Below are 23737 nucleotides of genomic sequence, written 5' to 3' on the forward strand. Positions count from 1 at the left end.
GCTATTCGGCTTATGGGCAACTTAATAATTTATAGCCTGCGACCTAGCCGCTTCCCCTGATTTGAGCTAATTGGTCATATCCATGTCAACTCCCAGTTTAAAAGAATGTGCTGCTCCTGTTCCGATTTGTTCCCAAACCACTGATCTAACTGCCCTACTGGAGATTTTTCACGCATCAGGGAGTGACTCGATTGTTGTGGTCAGTGAGCAGCACTATCCTCTGGGAGTCGTGAATCTGCGACAGCTTATGCCCCATCTCCTGACCGGGGCGACGTCAGCCGCAACTCTAGGAACAACCGCAACGAGAGATTTCTCTCAACGGCTCTCGGAATTGGAACCCTCTGTAATTGAACCCCTAGAGATTCTACCAGCATCGTTGACAATCAGCCAGTTCTGGACTATCTTAACTGACTTGGGTAGGGGAAGACCAGACACACCATTCGATACATCCACCATTCCCTACCCGGAAGGTTCCAGACAATGGGCATTAGTCGAACCCAATGGTAGATTTTTGGGACTGCTCAATAGCTGGCAATTATTGAAATTCTTAGCACCATTACCCCAAACTGAAGATGTAGAGACGTTGCATGCAACGTCTCTACGTCAGGGCGGGTGTGGCACAAACGTGATTATCAATAACCAACAGCACGTTCCTAAATCCACCCCGACAAACCCTTCCCTGGAGAGTCGCGAAGGGTTCCCCAATCCCCAATCACCCTTAATCCAACTCCTCGAACAACTACCACTCCCCCTGAGTTTACAAACCGCAACCGGGCAAATCTTGTCCGAAAATCGGGCTTGGCGTCAGCAGATAGGGTTATCTTGGGAGCATCCAACTGGGATAGAATCAACCTCGGTTGAATCACCCTCCAACCTAGGCATCCTCAGCCATAACACTCAGCCCGACTCAACCCGCTACTGTGCCAATGGGCAGACAAATCCTCAGGTAACAGAACCATTAGCGGTAGCTGAGAACCCCACCCATAAAAAGCTCAACAATAGGGAGAAGCCAGTGGCTTGGGGTGTTGGTGATCAAACTCAGCCAACATTCACGTCCCCTAGAGCGATGGGTTATGACTGTGCAGGCGATCGCACCCACTTCATGGCAACCCATGCTCAACATCCAGAACTTGAGTCTACCGCGACATCTCAGTATCCTCAAGACTCACACAGGGATGGGAAAACGCTAGAAATGACGAAAAAAATCCAGGATCGCCAGTTTGTGTTGACAAAAATGCCTCTACCTCCCTCGTTGTTCCCCGAATTGACAACTGAGGACTGGAAAGGCACACCATGGAAAGACGCACCATGGCACAAAAATACCCTCAATCCCCCTAATTCACCGCTTTGGTTAGTCATGGCGCAAGACACGACGGATCAACAGCAAGTCGCTCAAGAACTGACTGCCAAAAATGCGGATTTAGTCCAACTCAACCGCCTGAAAGACGAGTTTTTAGCCTGTATTAGCCATGAACTGAAGACACCACTCACCGCCGTTTTAGGATTATCAACTCTGCTCAAAGACCAGTTATTAGGTGAACTCAATGAGCGTCAAGCGCGTTATGCTCGGTTGATTTACCAGAATGGGCGTCAACTGATGGCAGTGGTCAATGATATTCTGGATCTAACGCGCATGGAAACAGGTCAGCTTGAACTGACGTTAGAACCAGTGCAGATTCAAAGCCTGTGCGATCGCGCTTATCAACAAGCCCTACAAGTCTACTCAGACAACAATCCCAACCACGAAGGCGCAATCCCCGACATTTCCTTTGTTTTAGACATCGAACCCGGTCTAGACACCATCATTGCCGACGAACTACGGCTGCGGCAAATGCTGGCACATCTACTATCCAATGCACTCAAATTTACCGATAGCCAAAACACCGTAGGTTTAAAGGTTAACCATCAAGATGGTTGGATTGCCTTTAAAATCTGGGATACCGGAATTGGTATTCCCGAAAACAAGCAGCACTTAATTTTCCAGAAATTCCAACAGTTGGAAGAACCGCTCACTCGTCAGTTTGAGGGGACAGGATTAGGATTAGTCTTAACCCAACGCTTGGCTCGCTTGCATGGAGGAGATATCTCGTTTATCTCAAAAAGCGGTGATGGTAGCGAGTTTACCCTGCTCCTTCCCCCCTGTCCACCTTCTGGTAAGGATTTGGCGGAAACGGAAAACTGGGAACAGGTAAGCACCAACCTCTCATCCCCCAATCGTAACCGCTTGGTGTTAATTGTCGAAACTGTACCCCGGTATCTAGAAAGCCTGACAGTGCAGCTAAAACATTTAGGCTACTGGGTGATCAATGCTCGTTCTGGTCCAGAAGCACTCTCCAAAGCTCGTAGCTTACAACCGAGCATCATTTTACTCAATCCTCTTCTCCCACAAGTTTCGGGTTGGGATGTACTGACATTACTTAAGTCTGATCTGCAAACCCGTCACATTCCCATCTTAGTTACAGCGACTCAAGCTGAAAAAGAACAGGCTGATCAAAATAACGCCGATGGCTTCTTAAGTTTACCGGTTCAAGCGGAAGCATTAGCCAAAAGCCTGACTCGCTTGGGTAAACATCAGCCTCCCGCCAATCAGGTTCTAACGCTGCTTTATGTCAGTGCGGGGTTGGTGGAGGTTCCCCCAGAATCGTCAAGACTAATTTCTCAGTTAACTGATATACTCAGTTGCCAACATTCCGATCTAAAATACCGGGTACTGGAAGCCGATGATTTAGAACAAGCAGAATTATTGGCACGGGTTTGGAATCCAGATATTGTTTTGCTTGACGGGGCTGGGATCAACGATTCCCCAAGTTACTTTAAAACCTATTCGTTATATCCCGCATTAGCAGAGCTACCCCTAATTACCCTGGATCATCAAACCACACAAGCCGCCAATCAAGCGATCGGTCTTTCTGTCTATCCCTGTTTAGCCCCAGATAACCCCCAGAAAATTACCACACTGCTGCAAGTAATTCAAATTGCGGCTGGCGTGAGTCGCAAGTCAAGTATTCTGATCTTTGATCTGGGCGACACTCAAGGAGTTAGTCCAAAAGATCACACTTTCAATCCTAATTCCGTTACACCTTACACCCCTTGGTTACGGGCATTAATTCAATATCTACAAGCGGCTGGATTTAGAAGTCTATTCTCCCAGTGTTGGTCAGATGTCTACCATCAACTTCAAGCACAAATGGTTGATGTACTGCTGATTCGGATCAAGGATATTGAAAATAATTTGGGCGTGGTTCAAGGCTTAAAAGAGTTGAATCAGCTCCCGAATCGACCCCCGATTCTTTTGCTGGATCATCGATTGCCTGATTCCTCCCTCAATGTTGGAATCTCTGAGTCTGATAAAAGAACGACGGAATTAGAGTCGCAATTGCAAAGCGTGGCTACTAAAGTTTTGCCCGGTCGTTCCTATTCCATGAGTCAATTGTTAGAACAAATTCATCAGGTTCTCGACTAAGGTATATCTAAGCCAGATCCCCGACTTCTTGGAGAAGTCGGGGATCTCTGTTCTTACCAGTGATTAATGATCAACAATTAATTTGGTATGAATCCCTAGATGAGAGTGGCTGCCAATTCTCACCTCTAAATTTGAGGCTTTGTCGAAATAGACGATAGTCGCGGTAATCATCGCGAGTCCGAGGAGGATGACGCCAATATCATTTTTTTCCATGGTAGTATGCCCTTATTGCTGATACCTTCAACAATAGACGGTTGACTCCATGCAAAGAAAATACACAGGACAAGTTGCTGAATTGACTATGACATAGGGGTTTAACTTAACCAAGATTGGGGAACGGTTAGCTTTGGGGAGTGGACAATTTCTCAGCTAGCACGGTTAAGGGATATAGGAGATGGGGAAGATGAGGGCGGGTTTAGTTAAGTTATTGATTTATGGCAAAATGTTATCTGTGAAACCCGCCCCTACACGCCTATTCCTGGTTTCAATGTAAATCCTCCTCCCAAATCCCGATATAGATTCGTCCCTCTTGTTGGCGTTCAATCACGCCTTCGAGATAGTCTAGCTGAAAGGAAAACTGCCGAGATTGACGTTGCCACACTTGTTCTAATCCCTGTTGGATTTGCTGATTCAGCTTGCACCCTAACATTCCATTCAATGTCAACAATACTGTCTGGGAATCAACTTCAGCCGTAAAGGAGGCTTCGGTTTGTCGAATTCGTAGAGAATTTCGGTCAAACAGGAAACCTAAGCTAATCTGATCCGGTATTAATTCATAGAATACAGCACGAGTATTGGGCCAATAACCGCGTGCGGTTCCGGTGGGAGCGCCTAATAAACGCATCACATCTTCTTTGGTAATTCCTGGCTGAAAGGCGGGAATACCAACGCCTGTCGGGACTTCTCGACATCGCTTTTCAATCATGTCCCCTAGAGGAGGTGGAAAGACGTTAATGGATTCTAAGGGGAATGTAGAGGGCTTTGAGGCAAGTAGGGAACTCAGTTGTAACCGCGTCAGTGGTGAGAAAAATTGAGCGGATAGCACAACAGGGAAAACCTCGGCTATCAGGCAATTTATAATGATGACTATTACCATGATAATTTTCTTAAGATTTAGAGTGGTAAAGCACCGCCGATAATCGGGTTAACTTACCTAATAATTGGCAATTACAAACGTTATAAATAGGATTAGATTTATACTCAAATGATGGCGCATTTTTTAGGACTATCAAAACATTACGCCTTAAATAATTCGGTTAGAAAACTGTCGCTCGTTTTTTACGAGTACATCATTTTTCTGGTCATTCCGCCATCAATGACAAAATTCGCACCCGTGATAAATGTAGCTGGGGAAGAGGCTAAATAAACAGCAAAAGCAGCAATGTCTTCGGGTTTGCCCACTCTACCCGCCGGATGTTGTTGATGATCCTGGGGGGTTAATTGGAGTTGATGTCTAGTTGAGGGCTTTTGCCATTCACTAACATCTATCCATCCTGGACTAATACAATTGACTCGAATATCTGGACCGAGGCTAATGGCAAGGGCATGAGTTAAGGCGACAATTCCGCCTTTAGCCGCCGCATACGCTTCTGTATTCGGTTCAGACATAAACGCTCTAGTCGAAGCAATATTAATAATTATGCCTTGGTTTTGCCGGAGATAGGGAACAGTATATTTGGTACAAAGAAATGCCCCAGTTAGATTAGTCGTTAGCTTGTGATTCCAATCGTCTAAACTGAGTTCGGTAATTGGCGGATTTTCGGGATTGGCAATCGCCGCATTATTGACTAAAACATCGATTCTCCCCCATTGATTTTGGATGGCTTGAATCGCCTGTTTCACGGAATCTTCCTGGGAAATATCCGTTTGAATAAATTGAATGGCACCAAGGGGTTGAAACTCGGCGGCTGTAGCTGTTCCGGCTTCTGGATCAAGTTCTGCGATCGCGACATTCATTCCCTGTTCTAAGAAGGCTTTCGCGATCGCCTTACCAATCCCTTGTCCGCCTCCGGTAACAATGGCAACTTTTCCTGGCAAGCTCATCGGTTATTATACCCTAATCCTTAGGATTGAGCCGCACGTTGTTGTTTCAGATAGGCAAACACTGACTTATCGCCAATGTCAGGGGGAATCGGCTGGATTGCCTTACGCACCGCAAAGACTAAAAATAGAACTGTCCAAAGTCCTAAAAGCACCTGTTCCGCCGTGGCGGGTAACATATTAACTAAATGTCCCAGTAACAAGACGGGTACTAAGGGAGTCAGCAGTTTAGTTTCAAAGCGGTTAAAACAAAAGGCTTCTTTAAAGTAAATCCCGGTTAACGCCACAAATACAAAGCCAATCCCGAACAGGGTAACGGGTTGGTTATACACGAAAAGGGCGAGGGGTTCGCTAGTCTGGATGGCAAACCAGCCAGCCGCAATCGCGCCAATTCCCCAAAACAGTTGTAGGAGGCGGTGTAGGGGGGCTAAATAGATATGAATCGTTGCCAAACTTACGCCTAACGCTACACAGAACAAGGCATATAGGGGCGTGAGGGCGGTTAAAATAGTCGGATTATCCGGTTGCCACAAGACCAACCCACTAGCGATCGCAAAACTCAATGCCGCGATCATCAGGCTAGTTCGGTATACAATAACGCCGACGCGATCGTTGTCGGTAATCGTAAATTCGCCAAATTGACCCTGGTAAACCTCAGAGTCCCATTGTTGCTGTAGTACCATGTTTATCTCATCTTCTTTCAATATCACGAGGGGGCTGGGAAAGCGCTGACTGTAGAGACGTTGCATGCAACGTCTCTACACCACACCTCCCTTATCTCCAAGCCTGTACCCTCTGCCTCTATATAATTTAACCTTCATTTTCAGTGGTGACAGCCACGTCTACCCTATTTCCTAACTCTAACTGCAACTCAGATTGAGCGCTACCGCCATTCACAGCAATTTCGACCCAACCGTGACTCCCAATTAGGGCGATGAGTTCTCCTAAAGGGCGATCGCTATAAGTTTGACCCGTGGGGATCTGGCGCTGGTTGACGGTAACTGTCCTCATTTTTCCCCTCACGTCAGCGGCGGGAATATTGGTGATTAGGTTGCCGAAATGGTCAATATATTGGATAGAACCCGTGATCCCCGTCGCGGTTTTGGTCAGTTCCGGGATTGGCAATTGTACCAGAGTGCTAGGTTCGATCACTGATCCCAACTCGTCTAAGGGAACACCACTGGCAAGATGTGCGCCGACGGGGGCAAATATATCTCGACCATGGAATGTTTGACTAGGGGTGGGGGTGCGCCAAAATTCTGGGTTAGTGAGTTCAACAGCAAAAACAATCGTACTTTGGGTTAAAATACCGCTAAACAATCCATTATCGGGTCCGACTAGGAAACCGTCATCCGCTTGTAGCGCGATCGCACGGCGCTGACTACCTACACCGGGATCAACCACAGCGATATGGATTGTGCGATCGGGAAAATAGGGATAGGCGTTCATCAGGTTAAATCGGGCGGCGGCGATGTTTTGCCTAGGAATCTCGTGGGTGAGATCGATGATCGTCAGGGCTGGGTTAATTTGGGCGATGACGCCTTTCATAACTCCCACGTAGACATCGTTGATGCCAAAGTCGCTTAATAGGGTGATGATTGGGGTTTGGGACATAATGAATCTAAATGAATTAAGTTAACTGGGCGGTTGAAACCACAGCTACACAAACCAAACCCGCCTGCGCGGGTTTACGCACCCTAGTTTTTCTCTCTTTCCTTGTCAAGGGGACGAAAGTTTCGTTTGGTTCCGCGATTTCCTTTTCAACAGGGCTTAAGTTGACACAGATGAAGGCTTGCGCCCGCACATAAGTACCTCATCTATTATTCCTTCCAAGCGCAGGAAATGCATTCGTCCCGATGCTTCACCTGCAACAATTGTTATTCCATCGGGCGCAATAGCACAGCAGGTTAACTCACTCTCCCCAATGAAATTAGCAATTATCTCTCGACTTTCCAAATCCCAGATAGTGAGAATATGGTCAGATGAACTAGATATCACCCAGTTACCATTTTGTGCTACTGCCACAACATTGATATGATTGGTGTGAGTTATGGAAAAAAGTTCCTTTTTGGTATCCAGATCCCAGACTTTGAGAGTGTTATTATCAGATGAACTAGAAATCACCCTCTGACCATCAGGTGTAACGACCAAAGCTTTTACCACGCCGAAACGACGGTTTATTGTCTCTATTTTGTCTGTTTCAAATTCCCATAACTTGATAGTTTTACGGAAGCCGAAAATTATCTGTTTACCATCAGAATTTAAAGCTAAATTTTTGATTGCTCTGGTCTCACCTCTTTTAAAAATCTCTTTTCCTGTTTTTATATCCCAAACTCTAATAGTTTTATCTTCTGAACCGGAAATTACCTGCTTACTATCTGGTGTTACTGCCACAGATTGCACCCAATTAGTATGACCTTGTAGAGTTACAATTAGCTTTTTGGTTTCCCTATTCCATACCTTCACCATTTTATCGTTAGAACCAGAAATAATCCATTTTTCTCTAGCAGCCACAGTATTTACAGGTTCATCATGACCTGTAAGTGTGAAAAGGTGCTTTCCATTTTTCCAATTCCATATCTGGAGAGTCTTATCAACCGAAGCGGAAATGACTTGATTTTCTATCAATGCCAGAGAGGTGACCGATCTTTTATGCCCTCTAATATCTAAAATATCCTTTCCGTAGTTTATATTCCAAATCTTTATCGTATTATCTTTAGAACCGGAAATTATTTGTTCTCCATCCGGTGTAATGACTACAGATTTTACATGATTAGCATGACCTGCAAATGTTAAAAATTCTTCTCCAGATTCCAAATCCCATATCTTAATAGTCTGGTCTCTACAACCTGAAATTAGCCATTGACCATTGGCTGTCACTGCCATAGATAGTGTTACGGCTTTTGTTTCATTTGTAATCGTTTTTAGTTGTTCTCCTGTTTCTATATTCCAGACCCTGATAGTGTAGTCAGCCGAACCAGAAATAATCTGCTTACCATTTGGTGTCACAGCCAAAGCGTTTACCGAATCGGTATGTCCTTTGAGGGTGAAAAGTTCTTTTTTTGTTTCCAAACTCCAGACTTTGAGAGTTTTGTCATCACCACCAGAACCAGAAATAATCCACTTTCCATCTGGTGTTACTGCCAAAGCGTTTACCGAATCAGTATGACCTTTAAGGGTGAAAAGTTCTTTTCCTGTTTCCAGACTCCAGACTTTGAGAGTTGTGTCTTTTGAGCCAGAAATTACCAGTCTGCAATCTAATGTGGTTGTCACAGCTCTTATTTTGTCACTATGACCTTCGAGGGTAAAAACTTCTTCTCCTGTTTTCAGATTCCAGACTTTGAGAGTTTTGTCTTTTGAACCAGAAATTATTAATCTACCATCTGATGTAGCTGCTACAGATCGTATGGCAGCAGTATGACCGGTGAAACTTTTCAGCTCTTTTCCGGTTTTGAAATCCCAAATCTTTAGCGTTCTATCATCTGAACCAGAAATGAGCCAGTTAGTATCTGGTACTATCTCTAAAGCCATTACTGAGTCAGTATGACCTGTAAGAGTACGTAACAATGGTTCACCTGGCTGGGTCAAGCTAGGAGTCAATGGACGTAGCCAGGGAGAAACTTTTCTTTGCTTTGCCTGTTCTAGCAATGCCTGAATATCTGGTATGTCAAAAGACATCAAACGCCCCCATAGTTGCCCGACAAGTTGCGTTTTATCTCTATCTAAAATATGTGCCGATAATCGAAGCGCACCTTGAATTAACCTGAATACCTTGCCTTTTTCGTCAGAAATTATTATATCAGAATTGAAACATAAATCATAATCTTTAACAAGTGATTGTGTTCCAAAACCAGAAATCTTAGCCTCAATGAAATCAAAATTCGTCAAGCAGCGATACAATTCCCCTGCCTTTCCAGCTTTTGCCAGATGACGTGGCGCATGCTTCAAAGTATAGTCTCTCTTTTCAGGCGACAGACTAGCTAACCGATCACGAATATCACTCATCCCCAAACATCCCTTGCATCAAGTTATCTGCAATCTGTGCATTAATATCTTGAAGTGTCACCCCAGCCGCTTGAACAATATCTTTGCGAGATAAAAAATCACAGAAACTTGCATGATAAATGCTGTAGCGAGTTTCGCCATTAAATTTATCCCGGTGTAAAAATTGCTGCCACTCGTCAAGTACCTCCTGCACCGTGAAAGCATCTTCACCAGCAAACTCAGCAATTAATTCACGAGATACGGGTTCCCGAAGTTCCGCTAACACGTACACAATCTTAATTTTGGTACGTTTACTTTCCTTGTCAAACATCCCCATTCGCCGCCAGTGGTCTTCGTAGTAATCCTGCAAACCTTGGGGCAGACTCTCGATACTCAAATCTCTGTACTTACCATCGGCTATATCTGGCAAAACATAGCGCAGATACATGAAGTTACTCTCGCTTTTATTCGCTAACTGAGTAACAAATTCCTCAACCGTCAATCCCCTTTCATCAATCCACGCCTGTAGCGGCGATGATTTATTTATTTCACTCCGAATATATTTGTGAATATCGTCTAAACTTTGCGCTTGGTACTGCATCAAATTGAAGCGATGCGGCGGCGTATTAACGGTTAAGGGTAGCGTGACGGGTCGCTGCGTCATTACAAAGTAGACACCCTTGTCCAGTGATATGGGTAAATAGAGAAGATTCGCGCCACTGTGATCAGTTTTATCCACCTCATCCAGTGCATCAACAGCGATAACCAGCCGTTTCCCTTTTTTGGGCGCAACGCCTTGCGCCTTGACAATTCCTGCTAATAACTGGCTGAAAAATTTGCCGTCTCGCTTGGCGTCGGGTGGTAAGGAAGAATAAGCCAAATTATAACGGGCAATCAGTTGGGTACAGACATTCTCCAGAAATTGGTCAGCCCGGTTGATACCTTGAGAACGTATATTAAAATGAGCCACACATCCCGTTTGCTGCACGTATTTAGCCAGAATCGCACTTTTACCGATACCGGGTTCGCCTTCAATAATAAAATAACCGTTAGGCTGACTTGTCAGAAATTCCTCTATCGCTTGAAACACAAATTCACGCCCGATAAACCCGGCTGTCTTCTCCTCAATTAGTGATTGAAAGGAGTGACGCACTTCTGGTTTCTGGGTGACAGGTGTAGATTGATTCGTGACTCCTGATTCTGGCTTATCTTCAACCTCAACAGTCACTTCTCCTTGCCGCACTTTTGCCTTCTGCTGTTCGATTGTCTGTGCTGCTTTCTTGGCGCTTTTATCATCAGTAGCAACCAGTAGCCGCGCCATACTGTCTAAGGCGCGAAATGCATAGTCATCATCAAACTTTTCTATCTGGTTATGCTTGACTTCATTGCGGACTTGTAGTAATTCACTAACTAAGCTGCGCTCAAAATGACCGAATTTTGCCGCATCGCGGAATGCATTATTCCAATGATCAATAATAAGTTTCAATACAACTTGAGGATCTCTCCATTTGAGATCATCGCCCTCAAGATGATAATCCTGTAAACCAAGACGCGCATCCTGCAACCAGTTTTTGCCATAAGCCTGCTTCATCTGGCGTTGGATGAAAAACTTGAGTCCCGGCACTAAATCCTCTTCCAGTGCCTGATCCACCCATTCCTTATTGCGCTTGCGATCGCCTTGAGTCATGATATTTCTATTTGCTGCTTGGGAAGAGGGTGTTGGGTTTCGCTTTCACTCAACCCCACCTATCAATCTTTCTGATTCAATGATAGGGATAAAACTCCTATCTTGCAGCACTGGTAATAAATCCTCACTTACCTTGAGGTGGGCAAGAGCAACAAAGGATAATATTAGGGTATCAAGGTTTATAACTCTTGCCCACCCTACATAAAATCAACTGAATCGAAGAACCCGCGCAGGCGGGTTTTGTTTGTGTAGCTGCGGTTTCTAACCGCCAAGCTTTTCTCGTACAAGTTAACCTTCCGCCATCACCATCCCTATCAGTGCGATCGCAGGGGCATTATAATCAATAGCATATTCGTTCGTGGCATAAGATTGCTCATCATCCACATAACTTAGCGGACCCAATCCTTTCGGGGCAATTCCATCCTGGGCTTCTGTATTCGCCCCCCCTACCATTAATCCGGGAATTACCGTTTTTTTCGCGACAGCAACTCGGTGATGCACATTGCGGACTGAATTTGATCCCACAGCCGTAACAAAGGATAGATTAAAATGATTGCGTCCTAACAAATAATCTAACTGATCCACCGCCGCCTGAAAATAGGCTTGATTTCCGGTTAGTTTATAGGCATAAAATAGGGTAATTCCTTCCTCCGCTACCATCTTATTCGACGCCCAAATAAACTTATCAATTGCCAAGCGATAGCCACTGCGATTCACCGTATCCAGTAAACGATCTGCCCGTTCTAATAACTTCTGCTTCATTTGCGCCTTCAGATTTTCTGAACCTTGCTGACGCGGTTGCAACAGATAATCTGCCATTCCTAATGCTGAGGGATCTTTCCATTCAAATAGAGTATAAGACAAATCAGGAAGCTCTTGGTCTAAATACTCCGCAAAACTTGTCTCCCCTGTCGTAATCAACAACTCCGCCGCCGCCCAAAAACGGTCATCCTTATCTGTCTTTAACGACGCTTCCGTATCCCACTCCCCAGCTAGATATTTCCCCGAACCACTATCGTCCCCCTCAACCCAATCCACACGCATTGAGGGTTCATTTTGCAAGAATTCCCAAGCTTTTTGCGCCGCTTTTAAATAATTCTTCGCCAATAATACATCATAGGCTGAATACACTCGCGCTGCCATTGCCAATGCTGCGGCAAATTTCGCTGTTTCTGGTGTGGAAATTCCATAAATATAACGAGGTTGGATATCCTCATTTGGTAGAATCATGGGGGGCCATTCTTTCCCGGAAAGCTTGCGATAAACGGCACCATCGCGCCGTTGCATGGTCAGCATCCAATCCAATCCTACTTTCATTTCATCCAGCAAATCGGGTCTGCCATTACCACTTTCAGGAATCATTAATTGGCGGTCAGAAAATAATGATGGATATTGCTCATATAAACTTAATAAACGACCCACAGTTACCGCCGTTGGTCCCACATATTTACCAAAATCGCCCGCATCATGCCAACCCCCTTGGGCGCGTTTCATTTCACCCGCCCGATGCATGTCATCGGTATGGGCAAAGGTACCATCATTTAAATGGCAAGGAGAATGACCAATTCCATTAATAGAATCTCGTATGGCTACCCCGCAGCGTTGTAAATAGTAGGAACGCAGCATTTTGTTGAAAGCATCTTGATAAATAGCTTGACCAATCTCAAAGGGATAAGACTGAATCTCTCCAATTTTAAGATAATAGCGCCCGGGGCGGTTAAATGGGGTAAAATCAATCCGTTGGATACTATCTTTACTGGCTGCATCTTGCATCGGTGCTGACAACTCAGTCTCGAATACGGGGCGGTTATTTCGGACGTTAATTAATTGGACGGGATTGGTGGTAGAAGAATTGTAATTGAGTAAAAAGGCTAACTTAGGATGGGTTGGTGAATATCCGACTTGATTAATCAAAACTTTACTTGGGTTATCTGGGTTTATTGTTTGCGCTTGTCCTTTAGCCCAGAATCCATACACCATCGATATTGCCCAACCGAGGAAGAAACGTCTATCGATTTTCATGAGATTATTCCATCCTATTCATTTACAGATTTTAATCTGTAGACGCACCTTTAATTCCTGAAAAATTAATCACCTAAAGGTTTGAGGAGAGGGCGAACCAAGTCAAGTCAGGGCGGATTTTGTACAAATATTATTATCAATAGCTGCACGAAAGTCCCTAAACCCGTCCCTACATACTCACGCACTATATCCTCGAAAGTCGTGAAGCATCAAAACTATTTCACCCCTCTTGTGGCGGTTCAACTCCCCAAATTAATTGTCCACTATTATAAACCGGAATATGAGTGCGCTTACCCTTCCCGGCTTGTTCTAGCATCTCTTGGTACGACCAATCATTATTCATAGTCCAGATACCTGTCGGCGTATTCACCTGAAATTGGACATCTTTTTTATAATAAGCTTCTCCTCCAGGATAGAGTTGTGTTCCATCTACATCCACCTGAATATAATAAATCGTTGGCGAATTTTGCCAAGGATTGAGTCCAGATACCGTTATTCCTGATTCAGGACTGGCATTGACTGTAATATCACTTGGGTTTCCTCCAGCTTCAATCACCTCACTACTATCAATAAAATAACGAAAGGATAAATTCGGAATAATTCGAGCGGGCCACGCGGATTGGTTATAAATGGTGGCTTGAACCTCGATCAAATTATCACTCAGTTGAGTCCCTTGCGCCTCGACAAAAAATTCATCACTTCGTTGTTCTGGTTCCGGAAAATTGGCTAAGGAATTACCCCCATATTTCTGATATAGTTTCGCCACAGCACCCGTAAATCCGGCATTATAATCAGTAGCCACTTCAGTCATTTGAAAATTAGACCGTTCATCGATATAATTATCCTGCTGATCCGGTCCCCCCACTAAAGCGCCATACAAAATATGTCGCGTTTCTGCCGGAATTTCTTTACTATTTGCCCAAGAACCATGGGCTGTTCGATGATGGGGTTGTCTGGGTGGGTTCTTGCCAAATCCGACCACATAACTCCGCTGATCTGGATTCGATCCTAACATATAATTAATCTGCCGTTCGGCAAAGGCATGATATTTTCGCCGTTTCCAAATCGAGTCTACGGAGTCCCCATAAATAAAGGCTAAAAATGCCGTTTTTGCCGCATATCTTAACGAACCCCATTCATCCAGCCAAGCCAGTCCACCTGGGGTATAGGAGACATGTTGCCACTGACAGCGATCGCACCAATAGTCTAACCAGCGTTCGGCGTCTTCTTGATACTTATTTTTCCCGGTTAATTCGGCTAATAAGACATAACTGCCATAAGATTTATCATCCCAGGTATGCGTCCAATTATAAGCGAGAGTCGCATTCGGTTGATCCCTTAACTGCTCATAATAGGCTTCAGCTTTTTGTAAATACTCTGGTGCTTGGGTTGCTCGATAAAGCCATGCTGCACTCCAAACCAATTCATCAGTATAACCACTGGATTTATAATACTCTGCCGCCTCAGTAATACAATCCGAATAGTTGCCCGGATAGTCCTCAGCAAAGTCATAGAGTTCTTGGGCATGTTTGAGCAAAGTTTGGGCATAATTCACATCGGTTTCTTGAAAAACCATAGCTGAAGCTGCCATTGCCGCAGCCGTTTCTCCAGCTAAATCTGAACCCGGACAAGTGGCATCAATTTTATAGGAAGGACGCTCCATGGGCATCACCTCCGCCGCCCCCCACCACCCATGATCTAAACTTCCTTTACCCACCTGACCCCACAACACTGTTGGCGCAGGATGGGCTTTAATAAAATAGTCATTAACCCAGCGCAAATTATCCAGCATGGCGTTATATTGACCACTTTGTTTGTAAGCGTCTTCGTATTCAATGACACCCCAAGCCAAAAGCGTAGTTGAAGCTGCCATGGGAAAGCCAAATTTTAGATGATCCCCGGCATCATACCAGCCTCCGGTTAAGTCAATCCCATTATCTGCACCATCAGTTAATGCGGAATCCCCCCGCCATTCCACCCGATTATTGGCAGGCAGTTTTCCAGATCGCTGCACATCATAAAAATAGACCGCTTTTTGTAAGACTTCTCCGTAATTGTACTGATTTCCTGCTAGAGAGTCTCGACCAAAAATATTGAAGACACCGAACATCCAATAGTGAAGGCAGTTAAAGGTTAAAATAAAGACCGTCAGTAAAAAAATGATCAGGAATTTAATCAGAGTACGGGCTTTAAACATAACGTTGGGGTTATCCAGATTAATCTCATCCTAGCTTACTCAGTTCCTGAAGCCATCCGAGAATTCACTCAATTGCTAATTTTTTATGAAATCTTTAATTAAGATATATTTTATTTGACAAAGAAAAATCTCTTTAGGCAATGGGCAATAGGCAATGGGCAATAGTGAAGAAAAACACTGACTAATCAAGGGATTGAGCGATTTAAATTTTTCTTCTTTTATCCTAACGTGTGTGCGTAGTGCTATAACTCTCATCTATCAGCACCTCCTCCAGGGGGCGGCGCGGTGAAGTGGGCATGGCTTGAGCATAACCAATCCGTAGCAGTAACAGGGGTTGTGCTGCCTCTAATCCCAGATAGTTCTGGAATTGCCGTCGCACCTCTAACACTTCGCAGGGCATATTAATATGCGCGTGTTTAATAGTTAACGAACTTGCGGTGAGAGCCACTCGTTGAAAACTGCGTCCCAGGTTAACCCAATGCTTTTTATCATGCTTCTGGGCAATAAATAACATCAGTGCTGAGGAACTCTGAATCAATTTCTCGCACCGCTTCGCTTCACCTTCTGGAGTGGCTAATACTTTCATCAAGGTTTGACCCAACCAGCGAGGTATCGATACAGACGGAAAACCTAAAGCCGCTGCGATTAAGCCATCCTGATGTGAGGTTATTTCACGCTGATTGAAGCGAATCCAGGAAAGGAGTTCATTAACAAACGCCGGATTATTAAACTGGTGGCGATTCCCTTGTTTAACAAAGTCAGTAATCTGTTCAATATCGTCAGCTTCCGTAAATAGCCTCAACTGAATCCCGTCTTGAGTATTTGCCTTTTCCAATTCTTGTAAATCTGTCACTGGGATTGCTCGACTATCATAAGCGCAACGAGTGGATTGACGTTTAGGAATAGCGTGGAACAGGGCTGTATCCGCCGGATGGGAATTCGGGTGTAAATGAACCAGCAAACAATCTTGGGCTTCTCCATCAGGAAAGTACTCAACCTCGCCGTTGAAACCGCTATGCTGTGCTGCAATTAACAGATTTTCTAAGGCACAACCTAGACTGATAAACAGTGCATGGTTATCGGGATCTACTATGGGTAAACGACGAGAATAGTCCGGGTAGATACGGATAATAGTGGCATCAAGAGAAAATTTCCAGGGTTGAGTATTATGTCCCGATGGTGCTAAGGTGGCGAGGCGAATCAGTTCTCTGGCTTGTGGCTGAGAAATCATGGTCAAAGTAGTCGGTACAATGAACGTAAAGTGGTGAGTGTCGTTATTGTAGTATTGTCATGTTGTCGGTTGGGTTGACGTAGGAAACCCAACAAACTCTAGGCTCGCATCCCTGACTACGAACCTTGACAAAATTGGTGGCAAATACCCACTAACCAACTGTCAACAGCCACCAGTCATCAGCCACCAGCCAGCCGTCAACACTAGAATTACAATAATGACGCGATCGCAACCTGGGGTCAAGCGATGATTAACACCGCTTGATATCCTCAAGAAACCGGGATACTCCCCACCGCCTCTATGGATGGCAGAATGTTCCAGGCTTGGGCGACAATATCACTAAGCCAGCGTCGTTGTGCCTGATCTAAGACACTATCTTCCGCTAGCACTTCGGCGGTAAGCTCGTCTAAGGACTGTCCTTGAGAACGGGCAATCTGAATGACACCGGCAATTGCCGCAGCCACTAATTCTTCGTTCACTGGTTTTTGACGGAGAGCCGCCATTTCTTGGGGACTAACTGGGATGGGATAATTCATGGCGAGTTAACAAAAGCACCCTAATTTACCGAAAATGAGAAGAGTGTAAACTTTTTTTACTAATATTAAACCAATCAGTATCCGGAAGTGTAGCGTATTTTGCTTCAACTCACCTCCGTTATCTTGCCTAATTCCTCAGCGAATCAGATCACTCCAATGAAAGAACTTCTCTACGTAGAAATACCGAACCCCGATACCGACGCTGTTCGCACCTGGTTGCAGCAGGACTGGCACTTTGAGCTGGGGAAGAAAACTCTAACCCTGGATGGTATCCTAGTACAAATTGAACATGCGCCTTCAGCCAATTCATCTACACCGATTTGCGTCCCGATTCCGGAAATCTCCATTTTTGTTTGGTCGGTGCAGCGAACCACCTACTTGAAAGCCTTTCGCTGGTGCGATCGCGCGATCGCGGGAGAACGGCAATTACTCCAGAAGCTGACAGGGGACTTACGCCGTCAGTTTCCCTATCGCTATCCTGAACCCCCAGAGGTCGATTTATCGCAACAGTCGATCTTTGAGGCGCTAGCGCCCTATTATCCCCAAACGGTTCATTTCTTCCAAAAAATGCCCAAAGGGGAATATGATCTCAACCGCGTCTATTGGTGGGAAAAACGATGGCGCGAAGGGGTGCGGAATCCACAGCAGCCTAAACAGGTTGTATTTAAGACAACTGAGGAACCAACACAGCTTCGAGGACACAGCTACTCCAATTCCACCTATGACCTGATTTACATCGGTGGTGCCCTAGGAGTCATTCATGCCGCTGTGATGGCACAACGGGGGTATCGAGTTCTACTGGTAGAACGATTACCCTTTGGGCGCATGAACCGAGAATGGAATATTTCCCGGGCTGAGTTTCAGAGTCTCATCGATTTGGGGTTATTTACGCCCGATGAGTTTGAAGCCATGATCGCCAGAGAGTATATTGATGGCTTCAACAAATTCTTTGATGGCAACAATCCTCCTCATCTAAAAGCACCTGTATTACATACACCAACTGTACTGAATGTGGCAATTGATTCAGAGAAATTGTTACATTTATGTGGAGAAAAGTTACAAAAAGCCGGCGGCGACATCTGGGATGAGACGGAGTTTATCCGGGCAGAGATCACGCCAGAGGAAGTTGTCGTCAGTCTACAGCATTTGCCCAGCCAAACCCCCCGACAAACCAGAGGACGACTTTTAGTCGATGCCATGGGCACCGCTTCCCCCATCGCTTGGCAACTGAATGGGGGCAGGGCGTTTGATAGCGTTTGCCCCACCGTCGGTGCGGTGATTGCCAGTGGGTTTGAGGCAGGGGTGTGGGATTCTAACTATGGAGACGTTCTCAATAGCCACGGCGACATTTCCCGGGGACGGCAGTTGATTTGGGAACTGTTTCCGGGGGCGGGGGAGGAACTGACGATCTATCTGTTCCATTACCATCAGGTGCATCCTGAGAACCCTGGCTCTTTATTAGAAATGTATGAAGACTTTTTTACAATTCTGCCGGAGTACCGCCGCTGCGACGTGGAAAAATTGGTGTGGAAGAAACCCACATTTGGCTATATTCCTGGACACTTTAGCATAAGCAGTCGCGATCGCACGGTGGCGTTTGATCGGCTGGTTGCCATTGGGGATGCAGCTTCCCTACAATCGCCTCTGGTGTTTACGGGATTTGGTTCCCTTGTGCGTAACCTGTATCGGTTAACCGACTTACTCGATACCGCCCTACGCCATAATCTCCTAACTGCCAAAGATTTAAACCAAATTCGCGCTCACCAAAGCAATATTTCTGTCACCTGGCTCTTTTCCAAAGGCATGATGGTACCCACCGGGCGTCATTTGCCTCCCCAACGAGTGAATGCCATGCTCAATACCTTCTTTGGGCTTTTAGCTGATGAACCGCCAGAGGTTGCTGATACCTTTATTAAAGACCGTTTTGATTGGTTAACCTTCAACCGACTGGCATTAAAAGCAGCTAGACGTAATCCTGCCCTGATTTTTTGGATTTGGGACATGGCAGGGACAAAGGATTTCTTGCGTTGGCTGGGGAGCTACTTCACGTTTACTGGAAATGCTATAGTGAGTGGATTCCTTAAAGGGTGGTTCCCGAATCTGATTCGCCGCTTACAACCCTGGATTGAAAAGCATTATCCCGCCCTATGGTTGCGACTGCTAGCCCAACGTTATGCCATGACAACGGGTATGGGATGTCCGGAGCGGGTACAGCGTGAAGCATCAAATCAGGATGAATTAGTGACCCATGGGGGTCAAAATAAAGCCTTTGATTCTTGAGGGTTTAACCCATGCAACTCTTGCCCTACAGTAGCTTGACCCTAAAAAGCAACGAGCCATTGCCGGATGTTATTAATAAGCTCAATGCTCACATTGAAGCGCCCAAAACATTTCGCTGGACTTTTTCTCGTAACCATGCACCTTATGCCGGAAGAATTTCCAGTGATGGGTTTGAGGTGCGGCGAATTATTCATCACCGCAACTCGTTTTTACCCACAATCCGAGGGCGATTTGAATCGGGATCTCAGGGAACGGTGATTCGCATCACGATGAGGTTACATCCCTTGGTCATTGGGTTCTTAGTGTTTTGGTACTTAACCTGGTACAGCGCCACTATCCCACTATTTCTGTGGAGCATTTTTTCGGGAGATGTGGTTATAGTGCAAGGCTTGCTGTTTTTAGGACTACCAATTGTTGTATTATTTACCTTCTGGTGCTCGTTTTGGTATGAGGCAAATCGCAGTCACCGCGAGTTAACCCAGATCATTCAGGGAGAACCCCTTGAGCCGCCAAACTCTAGTCGTAAAATCCGTCGCTCTTTGTTATTGAGAGGCGTCTTGTTTGTGGTAGTTATTGGCAATATTATCTGGCATCTGGATGAGTTTTTTCCATACCTGAAACGTGACACACAACCTGTAGTGCTAAAGTCTTGTTCTGACAATTCAACGGAGTCTTCCTACTGCAATTTCTCTGTCTTTCGTACCTTTACGGGACATCCAACTGCTTTGGCTATTGTCATCAGTGCTGACGGTAAAACCTTAATCAGTGGTGGGAAGGATAAGGCGATTAAAGTGTGGGACTTGCAAACTGAAACGTTTGTTCTCAGTCGCGATCGCATTATTGGCAGTACCGATGAAGGGATTAAGGTGTGGAATCTAGAAACAGCAGAGCGAGAAGCTACATTAGAGCATGAAAAAATGAGTGATTTGGTGGTTAGTTCAGATGGCAAACTCTTAGCTGGAATAACCGAGAGTTCAGAGAATCAAGAGTCCAAAATTAAAGTCTGGCGGCGTCCCTAAACCGGACATTTCCATCTAAGAATAAGCGAAGAGAACATGGAATCCTCCTCTATTATCAACGCAATGCAGCTTAAAGTTCATCAAATGAATCAAGGTGAAGCCTCTCGCATTCAAAATTGATGAACCTGAACAATACGTAAATTGTCTACAACGCCTACGTGAACTGCTGACTCAGCACTACAGGGTTGTGAACCGTGATTTTTTTCTTTTGAATAGAAATCATTTGATCGGTTCGCAGATCCCCCAGTAGACGAGTGACGGTTACTCGTGTGGAGCCAATCGCTTCCGCGATCGCTTGATGGGACAGCTTCAAGTCAATGGTAATCCCATCCTTGCCAGGGACACCGAAGTCACGGCAGAGAATCAATAAAAAACTGACCAAGCGAGATCCCATATCCCGGTGAGCTAATGTCTCGATCATCATTTCCGTCTGTAAAATCCGCGAGGACAGTCCCTGGAGCATCAACATGGATAGCTCTGGGTTGTCCTTGAGCGCTTGCTCTACCTGGTCAATCGGAGCTGAAAGCAGTTCAACCGGGGTAAATGCTACCGCATGGTAAAACCGATCAGAGCGGTGACCGGTAATCAATGACAATACCCCAAAGACACTATTTTCCCGCAACAAAGCAACTGTAATTTCTTCCCCCGCCTCATATACCCGGGAAAGCTTCACAGCGCCTTTCATTAGAAAGTAGACCCGTTCGGCGGGATCTCCTGGGAAAAAAATAGTTTTGCCCCGCTCAAATGTTTCAACAACGGGAGGAAATGAGCTTCCGCCGATTTGACGGAACACAGCTGCTAACGGTCTATCTTGCATTACGACCATACCTATTACCCTTGCGCCAAAGCCTTACTGACTTCTAAGTGATCGCCGATGAAGCTTGAGACTCCAAAATCGGCTCAATGAACGATCTCTATATTGTATTCAAGAATACTTAATCTGAGTCCCAATAGGTTTTTTGTACCAATTGTTACATAATGAGGTGAGATGTCAACGGACACCTGACGAATTGAGTTGACAGCTAACGGTTTGGCGTTATCATACAACGAACATCGCCCAAACACGGTTATTCTTTAACGAATTGTTTTATTGTCTTGAAGAATTAAGATACCTATGCTGAATTTGACTGGAAAGAATGCCCTAGTGACTGGGATTGCCAACAATCGATCAATCGCCTGGGGCATTGCCCAACAGTTGCACCAAGCGGGTGCTGAGTTGGGAGTCACCTATTTGCCCGATGAGAAGGGACGCTTCGAGAAGAAAGTCAGAGACTTGGTAGAACCCCTACAACCCAGTGTCTTCTTACCCTGTAACGTCCAGGATGATGCTCAAATCGACGCCACCTTTGAGGCGATTGAGAAGCAGTGGGGCAAACTGGACATCCTCATCCATTGCCTTGCCTTTGCCAACAAAGAGGACTTATCGGGAGAATTTAGCCAAACCTCGCGACAAGGGTTTACCACAGCCTTAGAAATTAGTACCTATTCTCTCACGCGATTAGCCGCCGCTGCTAAACCCTTAATGAAGGAGGGAGGAAGTATTGTCACCATGACCTATCTTGGCGGCGTGAAGGTGATCCCCAATTATAATGTCATGGGGATTGCCAAGTCAGGATTGGAGATGAGCGTCCGTTACCTCGCCGCCGAATTGGGACCGAGTAATATTCGGGTCAATGCGATTTCCGCAGGTCCAATCCGCACCCTAGCGTCTTCAGCGGTGGGCGGCATCTTGGATATGATTCATCATGTGGAACAGGTAGCACCCCTACGGCGAACCGTTACCCAGCTAGAAGTTGGCAATACCGCCACCTTCTTATCGAGTGATCTCGCCAGTGGGATCACGGGTCAGGTTTTATATGTCGATGCTGGATATGAAATCATGGGGATGTAATTGGATGCCTCGGTCAAGAAACTGGGTTTCTTTGGGTGAAAGCTTGATATTTCTGTCATCTTCACGAGAAACCCGGTTTCTCATAATACTTGACCGACGATCTAGCCATCAGCATTAAAAGGAATGATGTTGGAGCAACTCATTAAATATTTTGTCTATAAGACAAAAGGGCATATCACGAAAACACAGCTTATTAATTTTTTATATTTGGCTGATCTTTATACGGTTAAATGGACAGGAAAGCAGCTTACTGAATTAAACTGGTGTTACTACCACCATAGTCCCTGGCATGAAGATATAGACGCCGCTCTCAGTCAAATGGACGGCAAAGAGATTGCCCAGGAAGCTGAAGGCAGGATCACTTTTATTAGACCAGGTATAGAAGCAGATATCATAACTGATATGAATTTACCTTTGGGTCTAAAACTAATGCTTGATAACATTAGAAGAGAGTGGGCTGATGCCGCAAAATTTGAACAGTTATTAGATTATGTACAGAATACGGCTCCAATGCTGGAAATGAGGCAAATTCATCAAGCGGAAGAAACAGTTAAGCTCAATTTAAACGCCGAACGAGAAAAATTGGTGAGTGAGTTAGGTTTGTAAAATGGCTGGACAAAAACCTCGGCAAGGATGGATCTATCTGATTAATCCTTCTCGTGTTTCTTTGCGCTGTAAGCAGGGTCATGTTCATATTTATGATTTAAAAGAACCCAGTCAGATCGAGTGTAATCATGAATATTGTACAGAAAAGCTTAATGCTAGTCGAATTTTGAGAGGCAGTCATCCTCACCTTGTTTGGACAAGTGAGCAATTTAGAAATAACTCGGATGACATGCAGACATTTGCAATTATCCCATTGAGTTCACGAGAGATATACAAGGGTTTACCAACGGTTTACCCGATTAATCCAACTCAAAGGAATGAGCTTGATACTGAATATTATGCTTTAATACATCAAATATACACTGTTGATGGTAACTGTTTTAAAGATTCTAACCATCATTGGTTGAAGCGCATAGGACAGTTAGATAAATCAGACAAAGAGGCGATAGAGAAACGATTACAATATTTTTTGGTAATACAAGATAATCCTGATGGGGACTGGTTTTCCAAAAATGCCTCTCCAGAGTTGACTAAAAAGGTATTTTATCAGTTATCTGAAGATGAGCGAAACAATCTCATCGATGAATTTCTAGGTTTTTGATAAAACAACAGTATTCTTAAATTGTCGATTGACACATTCTATGACATCTTGACAAATTAAATGGCATCGCCAAATAGAAGCCTGTAATCACCACTATACATTGGATTGCAGGCTTTTTGCATTAGAAATTTACTCAAAAGCAAGAAACCGCTCTAACGACTAGGGTTAGCGATGGTCTAA

General features: G+C 45.0%; 18 protein-coding genes. 6 read left to right on the forward strand and 12 right to left on the reverse strand.

Features of this window, described 5'->3' with window-relative positions:
* The first annotated feature begins 82 nt into the window (after nt 1-82).
* On the forward strand, nt 83-3463 hold the full coding sequence (locus RIC07_RS02625; protein WP_446393155.1) for an ATP-binding protein: 3381 nt from the start codon (nt 83-85) through the stop codon (nt 3461-3463).
* Between the two features lie 63 nt (nt 3464-3526).
* Here RIC07_RS02625 and RIC07_RS02630 read toward each other — a convergent pair whose 3' ends face one another.
* From RIC07_RS02630 to RIC07_RS02680, 11 genes are all read right to left on the reverse strand, one after another.
* Entirely contained in the window at nt 3527-3676 is a 150-nt protein-coding gene (locus RIC07_RS02630) for a hypothetical protein (RefSeq protein ID WP_446393156.1), read from the reverse strand.
* 271 nt (nt 3677-3947) lie between these two features.
* Nucleotides 3948-4559 (reverse strand): hypothetical protein, encoded by a 612-nt coding sequence (locus RIC07_RS02635; RefSeq protein WP_446393157.1) that lies wholly within the window; start codon nt 4557-4559, stop codon nt 3948-3950.
* A 182-nt stretch (nt 4560-4741) separates the two neighbouring features.
* Nucleotides 4742-5506, reverse strand: coding sequence for an SDR family oxidoreductase (locus tag RIC07_RS02640; RefSeq protein ID WP_446393158.1), 765 nt, complete (start codon nt 5504-5506; stop codon nt 4742-4744).
* Nucleotides 5507-5526: 20 nt separating this feature from the next.
* Nucleotides 5527-6186, reverse strand: a complete 660-nt coding sequence (locus RIC07_RS02645; protein ID WP_446393211.1) for a DUF2301 domain-containing membrane protein — start codon at nt 6184-6186, stop codon at nt 5527-5529.
* A 127-nt stretch (nt 6187-6313) separates the two neighbouring features.
* Nucleotides 6314-7117, reverse strand: a complete 804-nt coding sequence (locus tag RIC07_RS02650) for an SAM hydrolase/SAM-dependent halogenase family protein (RefSeq protein WP_446393159.1) — start codon at nt 7115-7117, stop codon at nt 6314-6316.
* Nucleotides 7118-7273: 156 nt separating this feature from the next.
* A complete protein-coding gene (locus RIC07_RS02655) occupies nt 7274-9508 on the reverse strand; it encodes a hypothetical protein (RefSeq protein WP_446393160.1) in 2235 nt (744 codons plus the stop codon).
* Complete coding sequence (locus RIC07_RS02660) at nt 9501-11174, reverse strand: Swt1 family HEPN domain-containing protein (protein WP_446393161.1); 1674 nt, start codon at nt 11172-11174, stop codon at nt 9501-9503. The genes RIC07_RS02655 and RIC07_RS02660 overlap by 8 nt, the downstream gene beginning before the upstream one ends.
* 288 nt (nt 11175-11462) lie before the next feature.
* Nucleotides 11463-13196: a glycoside hydrolase family 9 protein gene (locus RIC07_RS02665; protein WP_446393162.1), complete on the reverse strand. Its 1734-nt coding sequence runs from the start codon at nt 13194-13196 to the stop codon at nt 11463-11465.
* Between the two features lie 220 nt (nt 13197-13416).
* Nucleotides 13417-15393 (reverse strand): glycoside hydrolase family 9 protein, encoded by a 1977-nt coding sequence (locus tag RIC07_RS02670; protein ID WP_446393163.1) that lies wholly within the window; start codon nt 15391-15393, stop codon nt 13417-13419.
* A 223-nt stretch (nt 15394-15616) separates the two neighbouring features.
* Nucleotides 15617-16624: an Acg family FMN-binding oxidoreductase gene (locus tag RIC07_RS02675; protein ID WP_446393164.1), complete on the reverse strand. Its 1008-nt coding sequence runs from the start codon at nt 16622-16624 to the stop codon at nt 15617-15619.
* A gap of 269 nt (nt 16625-16893) precedes the next feature.
* Nucleotides 16894-17160, reverse strand: a complete 267-nt coding sequence (locus tag RIC07_RS02680) for a hypothetical protein (RefSeq protein ID WP_446393165.1) — start codon at nt 17158-17160, stop codon at nt 16894-16896.
* A gap of 156 nt (nt 17161-17316) precedes the next feature.
* On the opposite strand from RIC07_RS02680, the gene RIC07_RS02685 reads away from it, so the two are divergent.
* Together RIC07_RS02685 and RIC07_RS02690 are read left to right on the forward strand one after the other, a co-directional pair.
* A complete protein-coding gene (locus RIC07_RS02685) occupies nt 17317-19440 on the forward strand; it encodes an NAD(P)/FAD-dependent oxidoreductase (protein WP_446393166.1) in 2124 nt (707 codons plus the stop codon).
* Between the two features lie 11 nt (nt 19441-19451).
* Nucleotides 19452-20459: a WD40 repeat domain-containing protein gene (locus tag RIC07_RS02690; protein ID WP_446393167.1), complete on the forward strand. Its 1008-nt coding sequence runs from the start codon at nt 19452-19454 to the stop codon at nt 20457-20459.
* A gap of 154 nt (nt 20460-20613) precedes the next feature.
* On the opposite strand, the gene ntcA is transcribed toward RIC07_RS02690, so the two are convergent.
* Nucleotides 20614-21285 (reverse strand): global nitrogen regulator NtcA, encoded by a 672-nt coding sequence (ntcA, locus tag RIC07_RS02695; RefSeq protein ID WP_044210879.1) that lies wholly within the window; start codon nt 21283-21285, stop codon nt 20614-20616.
* A gap of 288 nt (nt 21286-21573) precedes the next feature.
* On the opposite strand from ntcA, the gene fabI reads away from it, so the two are divergent.
* From fabI to RIC07_RS02710, 3 genes are all read left to right on the forward strand, one after another.
* Nucleotides 21574-22350 carry an enoyl-ACP reductase FabI gene (gene fabI, locus RIC07_RS02700; protein WP_446351965.1) on the forward strand — a complete coding sequence of 259 codons (777 nt, stop codon included), beginning with the start codon at nt 21574-21576 and terminating at the stop codon, nt 22348-22350.
* Nucleotides 22351-22476: 126 nt separating this feature from the next.
* Nucleotides 22477-22956 carry a type II toxin-antitoxin system antitoxin SocA domain-containing protein gene (locus tag RIC07_RS02705; RefSeq protein ID WP_446393212.1) on the forward strand — a complete coding sequence of 160 codons (480 nt, stop codon included), beginning with the start codon at nt 22477-22479 and terminating at the stop codon, nt 22954-22956.
* 1 nt (nt 22957) lies between these two features.
* Nucleotides 22958-23557 (forward strand): type II toxin-antitoxin system PemK/MazF family toxin, encoded by a 600-nt coding sequence (locus RIC07_RS02710; RefSeq protein ID WP_446393168.1) that lies wholly within the window; start codon nt 22958-22960, stop codon nt 23555-23557.
* The last annotated feature ends 180 nt before the right edge of the window (nt 23558-23737 follow it).

The organism is Coleofasciculus sp. E1-EBD-02 (genome assembly GCF_040218245.1).
GTDB lineage: Bacteria > Cyanobacteriota > Cyanobacteriia > Cyanobacteriales > Coleofasciculaceae > Coleofasciculus.

Excerpts from the sequence above, each read along its gene's own strand:
- RIC07_RS02630 (WP_446393156.1), bottom strand. The coding sequence starts at position 3,676 with ATGGAAAAAAATGATATTGGCGTCATCCTCCTCGGACTCGCGATGATT.
- RIC07_RS02670 (WP_446393163.1), bottom strand. The coding sequence starts at position 15,393 with ATGTTTAAAGCCCGTACTCTGATTAAATTCCTGATCATTTTTTTACTG.
- RIC07_RS02645 (WP_446393211.1), bottom strand. The coding sequence starts at position 6,186 with ATGGTACTACAGCAACAATGGGACTCTGAGGTTTACCAGGGTCAATTT.
- RIC07_RS02640 (WP_446393158.1), bottom strand. The coding sequence starts at position 5,506 with ATGAGCTTGCCAGGAAAAGTTGCCATTGTTACCGGAGGCGGACAAGGG.
- RIC07_RS02625 (WP_446393155.1), top strand. The coding sequence starts at position 83 with ATGTCAACTCCCAGTTTAAAAGAATGTGCTGCTCCTGTTCCGATTTGT.
- RIC07_RS02690 (WP_446393167.1), top strand. The coding sequence starts at position 19,452 with ATGCAACTCTTGCCCTACAGTAGCTTGACCCTAAAAAGCAACGAGCCA.
- RIC07_RS02675 (WP_446393164.1), bottom strand. The coding sequence starts at position 16,624 with ATGATTTCTCAGCCACAAGCCAGAGAACTGATTCGCCTCGCCACCTTA.
- ntcA (WP_044210879.1), bottom strand. The coding sequence starts at position 21,285 with ATGGTCGTAATGCAAGATAGACCGTTAGCAGCTGTGTTCCGTCAAATC.
- RIC07_RS02650 (WP_446393159.1), bottom strand. The coding sequence starts at position 7,117 with ATGTCCCAAACCCCAATCATCACCCTATTAAGCGACTTTGGCATCAAC.
- RIC07_RS02710 (WP_446393168.1), top strand. The coding sequence starts at position 22,958 with ATGGCTGGACAAAAACCTCGGCAAGGATGGATCTATCTGATTAATCCT.
- RIC07_RS02660 (WP_446393161.1), bottom strand. The coding sequence starts at position 11,174 with ATGACTCAAGGCGATCGCAAGCGCAATAAGGAATGGGTGGATCAGGCA.
- fabI (WP_446351965.1), top strand. The coding sequence starts at position 21,574 with ATGCTGAATTTGACTGGAAAGAATGCCCTAGTGACTGGGATTGCCAAC.
- RIC07_RS02685 (WP_446393166.1), top strand. The coding sequence starts at position 17,317 with ATGAAAGAACTTCTCTACGTAGAAATACCGAACCCCGATACCGACGCT.
- RIC07_RS02680 (WP_446393165.1), bottom strand. The coding sequence starts at position 17,160 with ATGAATTATCCCATCCCAGTTAGTCCCCAAGAAATGGCGGCTCTCCGT.
- RIC07_RS02635 (WP_446393157.1), bottom strand. The coding sequence starts at position 4,559 with ATGGTAATAGTCATCATTATAAATTGCCTGATAGCCGAGGTTTTCCCT.
- RIC07_RS02665 (WP_446393162.1), bottom strand. The coding sequence starts at position 13,196 with ATGAAAATCGATAGACGTTTCTTCCTCGGTTGGGCAATATCGATGGTG.
- RIC07_RS02705 (WP_446393212.1), top strand. The coding sequence starts at position 22,477 with ATGTTGGAGCAACTCATTAAATATTTTGTCTATAAGACAAAAGGGCAT.
- RIC07_RS02655 (WP_446393160.1), bottom strand. The coding sequence starts at position 9,508 with ATGAGTGATATTCGTGATCGGTTAGCTAGTCTGTCGCCTGAAAAGAGA.